This is a genomic window from Bernardetia aquimarina (genome assembly GCF_042180575.1).
Taxonomy (GTDB): domain Bacteria; phylum Bacteroidota; class Bacteroidia; order Cytophagales; family Bernardetiaceae; genus Bernardetia.
The window spans coordinates 3,565,468-3,580,118 of record NZ_CP170094.1; the positions used below are offsets into that span (position 1 = coordinate 3,565,468).

Sequence of the window (14,651 nt, forward strand, 5' to 3'; positions counted from 1 at the left end):
AAGAATGAATAAAGAAAAAGAAATACTGGAGAAAACAAACATTCGTACAGGAGAGTGTATTGAAGGAGGCATTTTTGAACACACTAAGTTTGTAAATTGCACGTTTAATGGTGTTTTTAAGGCTTTTTTTTGTGATATTGAGGGTTGTATATTTAATGGTGTTTCTGTAAAATTAAATAACTGTTTGATAGATAATTGTATGTTTGTAAAAAAGGATTATAATACAAATTTTAAAGCTAAATTTTCACATTTTACAAGAAATGCAGGAGAAAGTAACTTTAGTTTTGACTTGGAATATTGCAGATTAGAAGATTTAAACTTTACTTTTCAGAAAATGAAAAGTAATAACTGTAAAATAGATTAATATTATGAGTAAAGAAAAAGAAATACTAGAGAAACTAAAGACTTATTTAGATATTCACTCAAGCAGCACTTTAATTACATTTGAAGACAAACGAACAAATATAAAAAAAGGGACTTTACTAAATCCTCAAGGAAGTAAAATTTATAAAGACATTAAAGACTATATATTTTTTTTAGAAAATGAATAAAGAAAAACAAATACTGAAAGAAACGGTTAGGCTTCTAACTGAAAAAGTGGTTTTATTAGAGAATGAGCAAAAGAACCTAACCACCGAAGAAAAACAATCTGATATGTATCCTTATTTACTGGGTCAGATTAATACTTTAAATGAGATTATCGTATTTTTACAGCAAAAAAGATTGGAATTAGTAGATAAAAAGCACTTACAAAATGAAGAGAAAATTCTATCATCTAAAGAAGTTGGTGAACTAATTATTAAAAGAAAGGAAGTAACAAAAAAAAAGTGGGAAGGAAAGACTATCTATGACAAAGAATACAAAGAAACCTTTACCTATGACCACTCAAGAGATTGGTATGCGTTATACCACTGTCCTGAACGATTTATAGATATATTAGAAATGAAATTAATTAGATTAGAGAATACTAACCAATAAAAAAAGCCTTCAAAACTAATGAAACCATACAGTAAAAAAGGAAAACAGTTTGTAAAAAGACTACATAGTCTTGAATCTTATGAAGATACAGAGTATAAAAATAATAATCCAAACAATCCTTCCGACGGATATTGGAATTATCAAGAAAAAAAGGGTTTAGTTAAATATACCCCAAAAAAAACACAACATAAAAAAGATGTAATTGCAGCTTTTCGAAGAAGTGGAAAGAAAACAGAAAGGCAAAACGCAAAAAAAGAAATAAAAAAAGCCTTCAGAACTAAAAAAAACTATGAGCAATCAAAACCTACTTGAAGTATTAACAGATACTTCTTATCATAGCTCTGCTATATATAAAATAGACATTCCTGTTGAAGAGTTTGTGCAAAAAGAAACTTTTGGTAGCGCACATAATAAAACCACGTTACTAAAAGGGGATGTTTTACAGTATTTAGGGTATAAAACTTTATTACATGGACACAATCCTTACTGTTGTTGGTTGATAAAAAATAGTAAACACAAGAATAGAGTTGGTAAAATATTTCAAATGGAGGTTTTCAACCAATCTTTGATAAACACTAAAAAAGTTGGCGAAAAGCTATTAATTACTATAACTGACAGCAGCGAAACGCAGAAAGAAACTATTGCAGAGCAGTATATGAAGTTATTGAGTATCAATAATAAACTTACCTTACCATATCTTGTAAATGCTTCTAATGGAGGTGCAGGTAGTTATTATTTAGTTGAATCTTTAAAAAATAAGTTTCCAACAACCAGTGCAATTTTTGTAAAAAGTGGTTATTGGAATAATATGAAGTTTGATATTTTAGCAACTGACAAAGATTTTACTAAAGTTTTTGCAGCTCTCTTTAACAAAAATGAAATTCACAAAAACACTTTTGAGCCACGCATTAATGGTTATTATCAATATGAAGGTAATTGCGCCTTAAAAAGTTACTTATCTGACAAAAAAGAGGTTAAAAGTAATGGATTATATGGTTGTTTCTTTACTTTATAAAAAAAAGCCTTCAGAACTAAATCTGAAGGCTTTTTTTTATTTTGTTAGAGTTTTCTATGTTTTGAAGAAGTTAGGACTTTTTATATCAGTTCGCCTTTGATATTCAGACCTGCTATTTCTTTCAGTTGGGATTTATCAAAGTAAGCAATCTCACGATGATTTACTTCTGTACCTCTAGTAATTTGTTCTTGTTCTGCTCCTTCTACACAAACACCTTTTTTGAATAAACCATTTGAATCCCATTTACCACCTTTGCTGATGCAATCTTGTTTTGCATTGTTGGTAAGAAGACCACTTGATGCAAATAAATCTAAGATACTTTTTGCATCTTGGACAGTACTTTCTACTTTTGATCCAGTTCCAGTAGTTGTTTGTTGAGTTTGTCCGTTTTGCTGCATCATCATTAGATTCTGCTTTTGTTGTTCAAGTGCTTGCAATCTTCTTTTGTCTTCTTGCATTTTTTGCATGTGATTGTAGCCAAAATACAAGGCTACACCTGCACCAACTCCGATTAGGATATGTTCCGTTTTTACGTTTTTCATTTGTAAATTATTTTTATTCGAATAAAAAAACAACGGAATAGGAAACCTTGTGAACTCAAATATACGAATATTTGAAGTATTTTGTTTATTTTAGGCTTTTATTTTGCATAAAAAAGCCTTTCAAATTAGTTTTTGAAAGGCTTTTTTTTGTGTGTTTTTACAAATTAAGTTTCTCATGTTTGAGTAAATTATCTCTTCTTGCTTCAAATTGAAGTAGTAGAAAATGGTCTATATCTGATTGATAATAGTACGTTTCTGTACCTAACATTGAAATTGTTTTATGAGCAATAAACTTGACAAACTCACTCCAGTCTATTTCTAATAGTTGAAGGACGATTTTTAATTGTGATTCTTTCATAATTTAAGTAATTTTTGAAAAATAAGGTTCTAAACGCATATCTATTTTAGACAATGCTTGTGCTTCTATTTTGAATAAAACAAGTGTTCCCTTTCCATTCGCCACCGATGAGCGAATTTTTTTAAGTAAGGATTTGTAAAGGTATATCTCTGCATATTCAAAATAATTGAGTTCGTTAGCCATTTGAGGGTGGTTTTGCTTCTCAAAATTTCTTATGTAATCTTCCAATAACCTACAAATACCTAAAACAACAGCTTCTCCTAAGTAAAGAGTATGTTTTTTTGTTTTTGGATTGTAACCAGTAGAGAGTTTTGTTTTTTTTCTATTCATTTTTAGGGTCGTTTTCTATAAATGGACAAAAGTTTGGAATTTTTACCTTTTCGCCAATATCAGAGCATGTTATCTTTTTTTCTATTTTTTGACATATCCAATCTACAACATAATCGCTGCCTGTTGATAGTCCTACTTGCCTACTTTGTTTAGAAGCAAAAGGGCAATCATTACAAAAAGATACTTCTAATTCAATTTTTACTTTTTTCATTTTGGGTTTAGGGTTTTGTACTCTAAATGAGTACGGTTTTATAAATTTATTTTAGATTTTGTATTCAAATTGAATACATAACAAAGAAATTGGTTTGTTAAAGAACATTCTCTTTTTAGGAAAAGGTAGGTTTTTTATCAAATAAGCTGATAACTCTTCCTTTATTCTGACTTCAAGAACTCTAGCTTTACAGAAGACTATTTGATAGTCTTGTTTTGTCATTTTGCCTTTATTTTCCTGCTCTTGAAAGTAATTTTGCAGAAATATTCCTACTGAATTACAGTTGTGAGTTAGAGAAAGTAAAGCAAAACGGTAGAGTTTGGGTACGATTGTCATTTCCTCAACTCTTAGGATATTCCCTCGCTGTGAGTAGCCGAAAATATCGGCTAACTCTTGGAGTGTAAAACCGTATGCTTCTCTTAGTTTTTTGGCTTCTGATCCTGTCATCGTAGTAAAATAGGGTTATGTTGTTTGAATTGATTAAATCGTTCTTCTGAAGCATCAAAATAGATTTTACTTATCTCAAATCCAGTAAAATCAAAACCATGTTTGTAACACGCTATTCTACTGCTCCCACTTCCTAAATGCGTATCAAGGATTTTATAGCCTTCTTTAGCATATTTGAGAAGCAACCACTCATATAACTCAATCGGTTTTTGAGTGGGGTGTATCTTCTTATCTTTGTTATTTCCTCCTCTACTTGATAAACGAAAAACTTTTGCAGGTTTATCGTAGGAAGTCCACGCAAGTTCAAATTGTGAGAAGTTTTCCCAAGGTTGCTTTTTGTCCCAACAAATGATTCCTCGTGTTGGTGGCAAATCAAAATAATTTCCTCCAAAAATAATTTGATGTTTAGAAACTCTAAACACTTCTTTCCAGTATTCTTCAGAAGGAGTTTCATTATCCCACTCAATAAGACTTTTATTCAAAATCCTATTTTTCAGCTTTCCACTACCTGTATTCAATCTACCTTTTAGCTTAGTAGCTGTTGATGTTCCACCTTTTTGGTCTTTTCTGTTTTTATTTGTTCCCATTGACATATTGGGCGCATTAATACCGAAAGGTGGATCAAGAATAGCTAAATCAAAATGATTATCAGGATAGTCCTTCATTCCAATTACACAATCCATGTTGTATGTTTGGCTTTTTGTTGATTGTGTCATAATTGATATAGATTTTTAAGGTAGTTTCCCCATTGATTCGCCATTGCATCGGCTATTGATTGGAAAGTTTTATTTCGTTCGTGAGCTGATTTCATTCCATTTTTTTTGAAAGCATCTGTAAAATATCTCTTTTTTCCTGTTGTCGCATCAATGGCTATTGGTTGAGGTTTCTCTGTATGCGTTCTTTTGGAAAACAAAGTATCTTGTTCGCTATGCTTCAAAATTGGTAGGTTTTTGAGCCACAAACACGTCCTTTTCATTTGTTTCTCGCCAAAATAATAAGGGTGTATTTTTTGTGTAGGCTTCAAAATCGTACTGGATATATGCCCTACTGGATTCTCAATACAAACATGTTTTACTGGTGCATCGTACAAATCAAGGAAAAACTCTATGGCTTTATGCCTATCTTTTATCCTTTGTATTGCTTTCTGTCCATGTCGTTCTACATTGCAAAAATGTAAACCTGCTGAACTAACATAAGTACAAGGTGGAAACGCAATCAGTAAATCCCACTTTTGGGAGTGTAAAATATCAAAAACATCTCCTTGATAATGCTTTCCTTTGCTTTCAGTTGGTAAAATGTCGCAACTGGTAGCATCAAAACCTTTTCTAGTGAAGGTATCTCTTACTGTTCCTGAATACTCACAAGCAATCAGGACCTTAAACGAGTTTATTTTTTTTGTTTTCATACTAAAATTGTCCGTTATGAATTTGAGTTACAAAGTTCGCATAAACAGAATTTAGTCTTTCTGTTGTTGTGCAACGAGAAAAAGCGTTTTTAAACGTGTTTTTTACGTGTTCTGTGGCTTTTCTACCTGTTTTTTCGTAGTCTTTTGAAAGTAAATCAACATACGATTCTATTAAAATCGGTGGCAATTCTGTTTTTTCTACTTGTGTAGGAACAGAGTTTGTCAAAACCTTTGTAGTTTTTTTGAATGTTTCGCCTATTTGGGTAGGCTCTCCAGAACGTTCATCTGAAAAATTAGTAGTAGGCTTTTTCGTTTCTACTTTTAGAGTATCAAAATACTCTTTAAAATAGCTTTCAATCGTTGTTTTTTCGTTTCTAGCTTGTAATTCTGCTATTATAATTTGATTTACCGAAGGTGTCCAATCTAATTTTTCTAGTAGAATTTTGGCTTTTATGCCGTTGTAAACACTTCTTTTGATAGTGTTTAGTTCTGCATCGGTTTCTTCTTGTGTTTTTTTAGGAACTATTGGAGTTACTTTTGGAGTAGAAGCAATAAGTTGTTTTTTATATTGCTTTTCGTATTCGCTTAATTCATTGATAGCATAAGCTATTTTTTTTACTTCTTTTCGGTCATTACAGATAGGTGTTCCACTTACTCTAGGAAGTTGGTAGATAGGCTTGTTATCTTGATAGATAATAACCTTTTGAGGTGTATAATCTCCATACATCTTGCCCAAAAGCACCTTTTTAACGAGGTATAAGGCATTTATAAAGCCGTTTTCAAAAGGGTGGAAACGATAGGAACGGTTTATTTCTTTGAGTTCTCCATGTTCGGTTGCGAATGCGTGGAGTTCCTTAAAATAGATAACAAATTGAATGCTAGTGTCGTGTTGAGCCATTTTTGACAAAAATTTAAGGTTCTTATTAATTAAAAATTGTTTAATTATATAATGTTTAATTATACAAATAACAATACATTGTAATACAAACAATACTATACAAATATTTAGGTTTTGAGGTAACGACACACAACTGCCATAAATGAAATTAACTATAAATAGGCGCAAAAAACGTATTTATGTTAGATTTCAAAGGCTGTACTGTACAACCTTCATTTTTGAACCTTTCAAAATTGGGCGCAAAAATAACTGTGAAGTTTTTCACTCTTTCAGATTTTAGTCAATCCACGTTAGATGATTCAAAAATGAAAGCTGTATGTATGTCGGAGGGAGTTGTCTGTTTAAGTTCGTTTTTTACTGGTATAGTGTTCTCTACGGTCTGTGATTTCTAAAAGTTCAGGGTTTATTTCAAATCTTGCGTTGCAGTCAAAACGGTGTTTCTTTTCAAAGTTCTTATGATAAGAAAGAAAGATATTACAACCTTTGTCTATTGCTAACTGGATTCGTTTGAGATGTTCCTCTGCTGTTCGTGGGTCTTCACAAGAAGCTAAGTAAAGATGTTTGGCTAAAAACTTAGATGTTTCATAGAAAATCTTACCATTTTCTATTACAAGCAAATTAAATACTTTTTCCATTTGTCCTTCTTCGTTTTCCACTTCTATTATGTTACCATTGTTGTATGCGTTTATAGCTGATTCTAGCATACAAATAGCCGTATTACGTGCATTTAAACGTAACTTTTCAGTCTTTTTGAGTGTTCGTTTATTGTAACGCTCAATAGATTTTGTGAAATAGGTTAGTGAAGGACGGTGTTCACACCAATACTTTTTATCTACAATGTTTTGCAGCTTAAAGTGATTCGGATTGTGTGTTAAGACTTTATTTCCCTCCATAGTTTCTCTGTTTTGATTAATTAAAAATTGATTTAATTATCCAAAAAGTAAAAAATTGAAAAATTGGTGGGTTTAGGGATTCTTGAAGACTTCAAAAATAACTCTTTTTTTTCCCTTTTCCAACTTTTTACTTTTTGTTGAACCAATAGAGGGAGTCGAACCCTCTTAGTTCCGTTACTGGCTTATTTTGGTCTATGAATATTTATTCCGAAGGAATTTAACTGACTTTCTATTGAACTTTCTTTTAAAAAAGTCAGCTTATAAGTTCCTTTTGTGAGAATCAATTCCTTTTCATCTGAAGCAATGAATTTTAGAATTATAGGCTTTAGTGTTTCAATTTCTTGTATCAGTCGTTTTTTTTCCTTTTGGCGTTGTCGTGTCATGTTGGTGGAGGATTTAGGTATTTATCAGACTTGATATTTTCAACATCTTTTGTCAAATTAATTGCTATGATTTGATTTTTCAGTCCTTTAACTGTTTTATCACATAAAAGATGATTTGGATAGTCATAGTTTGAGCGAAAAACAAAGTAGAATCCATTATTAGCACGACTATCAATACAAACATCAATGCTAGTTTCAAAGTCCATTTCCTCCTGTACGCCATCAGGTTGATGTAATTCTGTGAGTTCTTTTAGGAGTGGAGTTAGTAGCTCTTTTATTTTTGTTTCTGTACTCATAGTTTTAGTTTTTGAGGTTGTTTTACAATGAGGTTGTTTTGGATTACCATAGTAGCAATCGTACTCACAACCTCCACAATAATCACAAGTTGGGTCGTACATATATTTAAAATTTAGACTTCTTGACCTTGACCGTTTAGTATTTTTTTGCCATTTATAGGCTTTTTATTTACCACGTTTGGTAATGGATAATCAGGCTTTTTCTCAAACTCATTATTCCATGTTATTTGTGTGCCGTTTTCCGTATGACGGATTAAATACGCTAGATAATAAGATTTACGTTCGTTCTCTTGAACATTTCCACTAGCTCGTTCAAATCTATCTTTGTAGATATGGTACAATTTGTAGGCAGTTTTTAAGTTCCAAAGTTTCCCATCAGCAATACATTCTGTCTTACCAACTACACGAAATTCTTTAGGAATAAAGTAAGTAGGTTTTATGTAAGAGATAGAACCTACACTTGTGAAGTCTTGTGTGTTCTCAATTTCTTCGTCCGAAACATCCGTTTCTGAATCAGAAACAGGGTTTTGTGTTTCTGATGTTGTTTCTGACTGTTGTTTCTGTAAGTCAATTTGATTTACAGAGTTATTTATTTTTCTAGGGTTTGTTAGTAATGCGCCCCCTTCTACAAGCCCCCATGCTACAAAGTTTGCTACTTGTAATGTTATTTGGACTTTAAAATTCATATCTCCGAAAGGCAATACATCTGAAAGAAACCATAATTGAGTACCGTTGTAAACAAGTCCTAAAATTGCCCCAAAAAAGAAGTATTTACTTCTGTTATCTCCATAGCCGTACATTTTGGCTGATACTAAAGAGAACAAGGTAAAGGCAATTTCTAAAAATGCAGGAATAGCGTATTGAATACAAAGACCGACAAAATCGTGTCCTTGCTTATACATTTCTACGAAAATATAACCGAAGGTAATAGCAATGATAAGCACAAAGATTATCCTCATCATTAGTCCAACAAATACGCAAATGTTGGACAACTGTCTTGACATAAAATTAGCTAAGCCATTACTTAGCGTGTCTTCGTAATTTAGTACGATTGGAGTTTGTATTGTTGGGCTTTGCTTTTCCATTTGGATTTATATTTATACGCTTACCGTTGTGAACATTTTTACGAAAAGTACCGTTTCTGTTGTTTCTGACGGCACTTTGTTTTTGTTTCTGCTTTTGTTTCTTAATGCGATTCTGTTTCCGTTTTTGTTTCGCTTTCCATTTTATTAGGAATCCTGCGAGGCGAAAACCTAAATAAAAGGTTACAATAGAGTAAATGATGTAGAGGGAAATATATAGGTAAATCATAGTTTTTCTATTTGTTTGGGTTCTTGTATCCTTGGTGTGATTCCATCTCGCTCACAGCCTTCAAGGTAATATTGCGTTTTCAGATTACCGTGTAAACCCTCATTCTCTCTATCCAAAAAATCATTTATACCTTTGAGCTTTTTATTCTCAAAAAAACCTATTATGATAATTGGAAGACAAGTGAGTAGAGTAATTGCAAATAAGATATAACCTACCATAGTTTTTTAATAATTTCGATTAATATTGTCTAGCAAAAACCTATTCTTTTGCTTTAAATCTATATTTTCAATTTTTTCACTTGCTGCTTTACGAGCATAGTAAAAGTTGAAAGCAAGGCTAAGAATAAGACTAGGTAATGTGATGTATGCTGCGATTTCCATTGATTTTTTCTTTTTTCTGTGATAAATAAAAACGAAGCTGCTGAAAGAAATGAATTTATCAAGTGTTTTTCTTTGTTTCTGTTGTTTCAGGGAACATTTCAATAGGTGTGCCGTGTAAGGCGTCTAGTGAAATATCAAAGGCTTCAAGCATATTTTCAAAAACTTTGACTGATGCAGAAAACGAAGGCATCGGTTTAGCTTGCTGCTTACATACTTGCATTAATCGTAAATGGTCTGTTACCTTTTTTCTTGCATCCTTTATTTTTTTTGCATACTCCTTTTTATTGAAGTCTGTCATTTCAGATAAGGACTTTACTGGTTGTTTCATAATCAATTTGGATTGTCAGCTTGGTAAAGCTGTGATTTTAGAGAATGAATTTTGGTAGCTGTTTCGGTAAGCCACTTTTCTCTAATAGGTTTCTTTTTTGGCACGACTGCATCTAACTCTCGTTGATACATTCTCTCAATCCGTTGCCATAGATTGAGTTTTTGGTGGAATTGTGGGTCTTTCATACACTTTTTAATTTTTGAGTAGCTTCTGAATGCAATTTGTATGCAAGGCTACTCTTGTGAAAATTTTGTTTTTCGTCCTCGTGGAAAGCAATTTGATTTTGGTCTAATTGCTTGCTTTTTTGGAGTTTTTGTTTCTCTAGGAAACGTTCGTAAGCTGATTGATTTTTCATACTAGGGTTTAGGTTTAACTTCTATTTTTCTGTCTTGCTTTTCGTGCAGCTTTCGCACGACGACGACGGATTTTTTGTTGTTTGTTTAGTGGTGTCTTGTGTTCGATAAAACGTTTTGGTTTTCTCTCTTCCATCGGTGGCAACTCAACGCCTTCTGATGAAAGTGCTGCTAGTGCCATTCCCATCAATGCACCTGTTAAACTATTACTTTTTGGCTTTTCCATATAATTGTTGTTTTGGAATAAAGTGAGCATCAATGACACTCACTTTAGAATATATATCTGATAGCGTATTTCAAACAAATACGTACTCGGTTTGCATTTTTTTTAAAGGAAAAATTGAGCATAAAACCTTTATTTTTAATTTCTGTCGTTTTCCTTCTTTGTCAAAAAAACATACTTGAAAACATCTTATTGTACTCTGTATTTCCGTTGTAGAAACCACGTTTTTTAGCTTCCTCTAGTAAAACAGGGTCAGTTTTGGGTGCTAAGTTTTGTGTTATATCAGGATAATCGTAATTCAGAACGTCCATTTTTGTAATAATTTAGAATGAATAATTTTTATAAAATGGTAGGGAGTTTCGCAGTCCCTACCAAACATCACAATTAAATCTGTTTAACCCTCATTAACTATGAATTTGTAGCTTGTAAAGGAATCGAACCCTAAATCAAGAGTTACTAGCTCTCAATCTTACCACAAACAAGCCTATATCTGTTTTTTGCCTTTTACAGATATGTTTATACCAATTAGCTTTTTTATCCTTTGGGAAATCAGGATTTACACGTCATTGTAGGAGCTAATAAACCTCTCGGACACCTGCCTAGATGAAGCGTAGGAGGGAGTCGAACCCTCACTCTCTGAACTAACCGTTCAGCGCATTAACCAATTATGCTACTACACTTACCTTTTCTTTAAATAAGGCAAAAACAATGTTTCTGCCTTATATTCATTCTACTTACTTCCTTATGAAAGGACATACGCACAACACGTTTTTTTTAAGATTCTAGTCTTGACTTTACGATTTCTAGTACACCTCTAACAAGTGGCTTTTCTAGTTCTTTATTACCGTAGTTAATCCAACTTCCTGTAACAACTGCACCGTTTTTAGTTGGTTTTGCAAGTGAAGTTATAACTATTAAGGTAAGGTCATTTTCAGTTGCATATCTCTCAATCATTTGGTCTAATTCTAACATGTGATTGATATTTTTTTTGAATTTCTTGAGTGGTTTTTCTTTGCTCATAATTGATAATAGGGTTTGAGAATTATTTATCTTTATTTTCTTCTAAAAATTGAATCAAGCTAGGATTAATCCCTACTTTTTTCAAAAAAGTTAGAACATCAGATATGTTCCAAACTTGTTTTTTTAGAACTAAAAAATGCTCTAGTACTTTTTCTTGTCTTAAATAGAGAAAAACGGTATGATGCAAGTTTACGGCATCATTAAAGTCCAAATCACACAAGCTAGTTTCCAAAGCATCGTCGGAACAATGAACATGAAAGCCTGTTTCAGTCGGTATATCTGTTTCTGCATCTACTTCATAAATATCAGCAAACACATTTCTTTCACAGATTGGACACTTTATAGTTGTTTCTTGCATCTTTTTTAATCTTTAGTTTCTGTTTCTGCTTTATACAAATTAATAGCTTCTTCCAAAGTCTTACCTTCATTCAAGAAGGACACAATTTTCATATACATTTGTGTATCTATATTCTCACGCTTAGTAAGCCACGAATCAGTTAGAAAACACTTTTTCCCTTTTTCTTCTTTTAGCATTTCTAAAAAAAACAGCCTTAAATTCCTCTGTAAAGCCATTTTTAGAGAAGTCCGTAGTTTTCATTGATGCTATTTTTTCTAAAAAGTTATCGTCAATTTCTTGAACTGTGTCTAACTTTTCATTTTCCATAACTCTGAAAAATTCCGTTTTTGCTGTGATTCCCAAAACTGCAAAATTGTTTTCTGTTACTATTGATAATTTGAACATATAGGGTTTAGTTTTTTTAGTGAATTAAGAATCAACTCTCATTGCGTGAATAACTTTTTCAGGCTTTTCAGCTTTCTTTTTGGCTTTTTTAGCCTCATATTTTCGGACACTTCTTAGAAGAAAATATCTTTCTATTTCGTACTTTACACCAAAAGACAACCAATACCATAACCAATTAAAACCTCCAATTATATACATCAATATCCAAAGTATTGGAACTACAAAAACAATGTAGGCAAGTCTTGAAAGGATATAAAAAATGTCTTTAATGTCTTTGAAAAGCATAAGGCTAGTGTTTAGGTCAGTTTTGAGTTTTTAAATTCTATACTTTTGTATAAGTTGCTCCATTTCTAAAATGAAATATTCTAAATCCGAACCTGCAACAAAACAAAGCGTTTCGTTTCCAATAGAAACTTTTGTGTCAAAAAGTTCTCCCTCAATAACTTCTGAAACGCACTCTATTTGCGTGTTTCCTAATTCAAAGGATTGGGTTTTATTTTCTTGTTCTTGTGGTGTCATGTTATTTCAATTTTGGAATAAGTAGATTTATTTTGATTGTTTTAGGTCAGTTTTGAGTGAAAAATATTTTCTATCTACCGTTGTCTTGCATAGCATAGGCATATCCTAAGAAACCTACCAACCTAAGCATATCATCTAAAACTGTATATTCAATGTCTATTGAGGTGCATCTTGAGGTGCAATTATTAGCTCTAATAAAAATCAAGTTTACATCAAGATTACAGTCTTTAATAAATGCTTCTATCCACTCCTTGTAAGTATCTGTAAAATTAAAATCGTGGTGGTCAGCTTGTTGAGGTGTTAATCTCACAACTTTCCTTATATCAGCTTTTTGCTCTACTAGAGAAACACTCTTTAACCAACCACCACCTTGCAAATACAATTCGTAACTGAAATAATAATTTAACTTACGATTTAGGATAATTTCATTCTCTGAATTTATCTCACAAACTGGAAAGCTATAAAACGTTCTACCGTCTTTGAAAGGCTTTTTGAACTCACATAAGAGTAAATCGCCTATTTGCAGTCCTTCAAAGTCTTCTTTCGTTTTGAGTTCTTTTACTTCTAGCATATTGGAATAAGTAGATTTATTTCAAGTCTATTTTGATTTTTTGATTGCGTTTTTCTAGTACGAATCTTCTTTTTGAAAAGGAAAATAAAGCAATACTAAAACAAAGATTATCTCTATTCCTAAAGCACACCATTCTCTATATGTTCCTCTCCAACTACCCCCAAATTCTAAATGAAAAGCAATAAGAATTAGAAAGTAGTATCTTAAAGAAGATAGATAAGTAAGTAGTCTTTTAGTGTTCATTTCAAGTCTATTTTGAGTCAGTTTTTTTGCATTATTTTTAAGTAGAATTGTCTGCAAAACTTTGCACATCTTAAAGATTCTTTTTGTTTTTTAGTACGCTTAGATTCTTTAATCTTAGAGAGCTTTTCTTCCCTAAGTCTTGCTGTTCAGTATTGCCATTCTGCATATTCGAACTCCATTATTTCAAGTCTATTTTTCGTTTTTTTATGGATTTTATCCTCAAAGTTATTTCATCAACGGCTTTCTGTCCGTTTTGCAGACTTTTAGCAACTGTAAGGTTATATTTTTCTTTTCGGTGTAACCTTTCCAACTCTTGTAAGTCAGTTATTTGATTAATTGGCTTCTGATTCTTCATATTTTTCCTCAATTTGATTGTAAAATATTTGCCATTCTTCATCATTGAAAAGCATCAAACCCCTTACAATCCACGACCATTTACGTTTTTTCTTATCCAAAAAATCTTTGATTTTTGAATATTCGCTTTGAGTTACTCGTGCAGAGCCAAAATATCTAGGTTTATTTTTTTTGTTTTTCATAGAAGGTCTTCTTTTAAAAAAAAGTTTGTAGATAATCGACAAACTGTTTTTCTATCTTTTTAGAATGTTTTGTATATTTGTGTTACATTGTGTTACAAACATAAGAATTATTTTTTCAATATCCTACAATATTGTAAAAATAAATTCCAATAAATTGCAATTATTTTTTTAAACAACTGAAAATCAACACGTTATGATTGGAAATTTTTTTAAGTCGGTGGTAGATAATTCTGAATATTCACACGACGAAATAGCCGAAAAGTTGAAAATATCGTCCTCAACGCTGTATAATTTCTATAAAAGAGATAGTATAGAAACTAAATACGTAAGTAAACTAAGCGAAATTACTGGCGAACCTGTTTCTAAAATAATGGGAGAAGGTTATAATATTCTGGAAAAAACTCAAAAATTAGAAATTCAAAAAGAACAACCCAATGATTTATTAAAAGAAAATTATTCTCTAGCTAAAAAATTAGCTGATGCAGAAAGGGAGTTGAAAGACTTGTATAAAATGATTATACAAAACAATCTAAAAATAGATTTGGGAAAGGCTAAGGCAAGTAGTATCGAAACGAATCTATTTATCTCATATTCAGCTTCAGAAGAAACTGAAAAAGAAATTGAAAAAGTAGCCTAAACTACTTGCCAAAAGGAAAGTCGTTTTTGTAG

At 31.8% G+C, this 14,651-nt stretch carries 33 protein-coding genes and 1 tRNA gene; 6 read left to right on the forward strand and 28 right to left on the reverse strand.

The window, feature by feature from the left end; translation table 11 throughout:
* The first annotated feature begins 4 nt into the window (after positions 1-4).
* The 5 genes from ACE193_RS15285 to ACE193_RS15305 are packed head-to-tail and all read left to right on the forward strand — an operon-like array spanning position 5 to position 1,993.
* A complete protein-coding gene (locus ACE193_RS15285) occupies positions 5-364 on the forward strand; it encodes a hypothetical protein (protein ID WP_375559091.1) in 360 nt (119 codons plus the stop codon).
* A gap of 4 nt (positions 365-368) precedes the next feature.
* On the forward strand, positions 369-551 hold the full coding sequence (locus tag ACE193_RS15290) for a hypothetical protein (RefSeq protein ID WP_375559092.1): 183 nt from the start codon (positions 369-371) through the stop codon (positions 549-551).
* Positions 544-978, forward strand: a complete 435-nt coding sequence (locus tag ACE193_RS15295) for a hypothetical protein (RefSeq protein ID WP_375559093.1) — start codon at positions 544-546, stop codon at positions 976-978. Before ACE193_RS15290 ends, ACE193_RS15295 begins: the two co-directional genes overlap by 8 nt.
* 18 nt (positions 979-996) lie before the next feature.
* On the forward strand, positions 997-1,290 hold the full coding sequence (locus tag ACE193_RS15300; RefSeq protein WP_375559094.1) for a hypothetical protein: 294 nt from the start codon (positions 997-999) through the stop codon (positions 1,288-1,290).
* On the forward strand, positions 1,268-1,993 hold the full coding sequence (locus ACE193_RS15305; protein WP_375559095.1) for a hypothetical protein: 726 nt from the start codon (positions 1,268-1,270) through the stop codon (positions 1,991-1,993). The genes ACE193_RS15300 and ACE193_RS15305 overlap by 23 nt, the downstream gene beginning before the upstream one ends.
* A gap of 80 nt (positions 1,994-2,073) precedes the next feature.
* On the opposite strand, the gene ACE193_RS15310 is transcribed toward ACE193_RS15305, so the two are convergent.
* The 28 genes from ACE193_RS15310 to ACE193_RS15445 form a co-directional block, all read right to left on the reverse strand.
* Positions 2,074-2,535: a hypothetical protein gene (locus ACE193_RS15310; RefSeq protein ID WP_375559096.1), complete on the reverse strand. Its 462-nt coding sequence runs from the start codon at positions 2,533-2,535 to the stop codon at positions 2,074-2,076.
* A 157-nt stretch (positions 2,536-2,692) separates the two neighbouring features.
* Positions 2,693-2,893, reverse strand: coding sequence for a hypothetical protein (locus tag ACE193_RS15315; RefSeq protein ID WP_375559097.1), 201 nt, complete (start codon positions 2,891-2,893; stop codon positions 2,693-2,695).
* A gap of 3 nt (positions 2,894-2,896) precedes the next feature.
* A complete protein-coding gene (locus tag ACE193_RS15320; protein ID WP_375559098.1) occupies positions 2,897-3,223 on the reverse strand; it encodes a hypothetical protein in 327 nt (108 codons plus the stop codon).
* Positions 3,216-3,434, reverse strand: a complete 219-nt coding sequence (locus ACE193_RS15325) for a hypothetical protein (protein ID WP_375559099.1) — start codon at positions 3,432-3,434, stop codon at positions 3,216-3,218. The genes ACE193_RS15320 and ACE193_RS15325 overlap by 8 nt, the downstream gene beginning before the upstream one ends.
* 51 nt (positions 3,435-3,485) lie before the next feature.
* Complete coding sequence (locus ACE193_RS15330) at positions 3,486-3,881, reverse strand: hypothetical protein (RefSeq protein WP_375559100.1); 396 nt, start codon at positions 3,879-3,881, stop codon at positions 3,486-3,488.
* Positions 3,878-4,597, reverse strand: coding sequence for a DNA methyltransferase (locus ACE193_RS15335; RefSeq protein ID WP_375559101.1), 720 nt, complete (start codon positions 4,595-4,597; stop codon positions 3,878-3,880). Before ACE193_RS15335 ends, ACE193_RS15330 begins: the two co-directional genes overlap by 4 nt.
* Positions 4,594-5,286, reverse strand: a complete 693-nt coding sequence (locus tag ACE193_RS15340; RefSeq protein WP_375559102.1) for a hypothetical protein — start codon at positions 5,284-5,286, stop codon at positions 4,594-4,596. The genes ACE193_RS15335 and ACE193_RS15340 overlap by 4 nt, the downstream gene beginning before the upstream one ends.
* A gap of 1 nt (position 5,287) precedes the next feature.
* The gene (locus tag ACE193_RS15345; RefSeq protein ID WP_375559103.1) at positions 5,288-6,184 is read right to left on the reverse strand and encodes a hypothetical protein; all 897 of its coding nucleotides are present in this window, start codon (positions 6,182-6,184) and stop codon (positions 5,288-5,290) included.
* 341 nt (positions 6,185-6,525) lie between these two features.
* Positions 6,526-7,077: a hypothetical protein gene (locus tag ACE193_RS15350; protein WP_375559104.1), complete on the reverse strand. Its 552-nt coding sequence runs from the start codon at positions 7,075-7,077 to the stop codon at positions 6,526-6,528.
* 182 nt (positions 7,078-7,259) lie between these two features.
* Positions 7,260-7,460 carry a hypothetical protein gene (locus ACE193_RS15355; RefSeq protein WP_375559105.1) on the reverse strand — a complete coding sequence of 67 codons (201 nt, stop codon included), beginning with the start codon at positions 7,458-7,460 and terminating at the stop codon, positions 7,260-7,262.
* Positions 7,457-7,858 carry a hypothetical protein gene (locus ACE193_RS15360; RefSeq protein ID WP_375559106.1) on the reverse strand — a complete coding sequence of 134 codons (402 nt, stop codon included), beginning with the start codon at positions 7,856-7,858 and terminating at the stop codon, positions 7,457-7,459. Before ACE193_RS15360 ends, ACE193_RS15355 begins: the two co-directional genes overlap by 4 nt.
* Positions 7,859-7,869: 11 nt before the next feature.
* A complete protein-coding gene (locus tag ACE193_RS15365; RefSeq protein ID WP_375559107.1) occupies positions 7,870-8,841 on the reverse strand; it encodes a hypothetical protein in 972 nt (323 codons plus the stop codon).
* A 222-nt stretch (positions 8,842-9,063) separates the two neighbouring features.
* On the reverse strand, positions 9,064-9,285 hold the full coding sequence (locus ACE193_RS15370) for a hypothetical protein (protein WP_375559108.1): 222 nt from the start codon (positions 9,283-9,285) through the stop codon (positions 9,064-9,066).
* 220 nt (positions 9,286-9,505) lie between these two features.
* Positions 9,506-9,775 carry a hypothetical protein gene (locus ACE193_RS15375; RefSeq protein ID WP_375559109.1) on the reverse strand — a complete coding sequence of 90 codons (270 nt, stop codon included), beginning with the start codon at positions 9,773-9,775 and terminating at the stop codon, positions 9,506-9,508.
* Positions 9,776-9,777: 2 nt separating this feature from the next.
* The gene (locus tag ACE193_RS15380) at positions 9,778-9,960 is read right to left on the reverse strand and encodes a hypothetical protein (protein WP_375559110.1); all 183 of its coding nucleotides are present in this window, start codon (positions 9,958-9,960) and stop codon (positions 9,778-9,780) included.
* Positions 9,957-10,130 (reverse strand): hypothetical protein, encoded by a 174-nt coding sequence (locus tag ACE193_RS15385; protein ID WP_375559111.1) that lies wholly within the window; start codon positions 10,128-10,130, stop codon positions 9,957-9,959. The genes ACE193_RS15380 and ACE193_RS15385 overlap by 4 nt, the downstream gene beginning before the upstream one ends.
* A 14-nt stretch (positions 10,131-10,144) precedes the next feature.
* On the reverse strand, positions 10,145-10,354 hold the full coding sequence (locus ACE193_RS15390; protein WP_375559112.1) for a hypothetical protein: 210 nt from the start codon (positions 10,352-10,354) through the stop codon (positions 10,145-10,147).
* Positions 10,355-10,515: 161 nt separating this feature from the next.
* Positions 10,516-10,662, reverse strand: coding sequence for a hypothetical protein (locus ACE193_RS15395; protein ID WP_375559113.1), 147 nt, complete (start codon positions 10,660-10,662; stop codon positions 10,516-10,518).
* Between the two features lie 295 nt (positions 10,663-10,957).
* Positions 10,958-11,031, reverse strand: a tRNA-Asn gene (locus tag ACE193_RS15400).
* A gap of 94 nt (positions 11,032-11,125) precedes the next feature.
* Complete coding sequence (locus ACE193_RS15405; RefSeq protein ID WP_375559114.1) at positions 11,126-11,371, reverse strand: hypothetical protein; 246 nt, start codon at positions 11,369-11,371, stop codon at positions 11,126-11,128.
* Between the two features lie 22 nt (positions 11,372-11,393).
* A complete protein-coding gene (locus ACE193_RS15410) occupies positions 11,394-11,729 on the reverse strand; it encodes a hypothetical protein (protein WP_375559115.1) in 336 nt (111 codons plus the stop codon).
* A 135-nt stretch (positions 11,730-11,864) separates the two neighbouring features.
* Entirely contained in the window at positions 11,865-12,113 is a 249-nt protein-coding gene (locus ACE193_RS15415) for a hypothetical protein (RefSeq protein WP_375559116.1), read from the reverse strand.
* A gap of 24 nt (positions 12,114-12,137) precedes the next feature.
* The gene (locus ACE193_RS15420; protein WP_375559117.1) at positions 12,138-12,398 is read right to left on the reverse strand and encodes a hypothetical protein; all 261 of its coding nucleotides are present in this window, start codon (positions 12,396-12,398) and stop codon (positions 12,138-12,140) included.
* 30 nt (positions 12,399-12,428) lie between these two features.
* On the reverse strand, positions 12,429-12,632 hold the full coding sequence (locus ACE193_RS15425) for a hypothetical protein (protein ID WP_375559118.1): 204 nt from the start codon (positions 12,630-12,632) through the stop codon (positions 12,429-12,431).
* A 70-nt stretch (positions 12,633-12,702) separates the two neighbouring features.
* Positions 12,703-13,203, reverse strand: a complete 501-nt coding sequence (locus ACE193_RS15430) for a hypothetical protein (protein WP_375559119.1) — start codon at positions 13,201-13,203, stop codon at positions 12,703-12,705.
* Positions 13,204-13,257: 54 nt separating this feature from the next.
* Positions 13,258-13,446 carry a hypothetical protein gene (locus ACE193_RS15435; RefSeq protein WP_375559120.1) on the reverse strand — a complete coding sequence of 63 codons (189 nt, stop codon included), beginning with the start codon at positions 13,444-13,446 and terminating at the stop codon, positions 13,258-13,260.
* A gap of 178 nt (positions 13,447-13,624) precedes the next feature.
* Positions 13,625-13,801, reverse strand: coding sequence for a hypothetical protein (locus ACE193_RS15440; protein ID WP_375559121.1), 177 nt, complete (start codon positions 13,799-13,801; stop codon positions 13,625-13,627).
* A complete protein-coding gene (locus ACE193_RS15445; RefSeq protein WP_375559122.1) occupies positions 13,779-13,982 on the reverse strand; it encodes a hypothetical protein in 204 nt (67 codons plus the stop codon). The genes ACE193_RS15440 and ACE193_RS15445 overlap by 23 nt, the downstream gene beginning before the upstream one ends.
* 193 nt (positions 13,983-14,175) lie before the next feature.
* Here ACE193_RS15445 and ACE193_RS15450 point away from each other — a divergent pair, with 193 nt between their 5' ends.
* The gene (locus ACE193_RS15450) at positions 14,176-14,619 is read left to right on the forward strand and encodes a helix-turn-helix domain-containing protein (RefSeq protein WP_375559123.1); all 444 of its coding nucleotides are present in this window, start codon (positions 14,176-14,178) and stop codon (positions 14,617-14,619) included.
* Positions 14,620-14,651 lie beyond the last annotated feature (32 nt).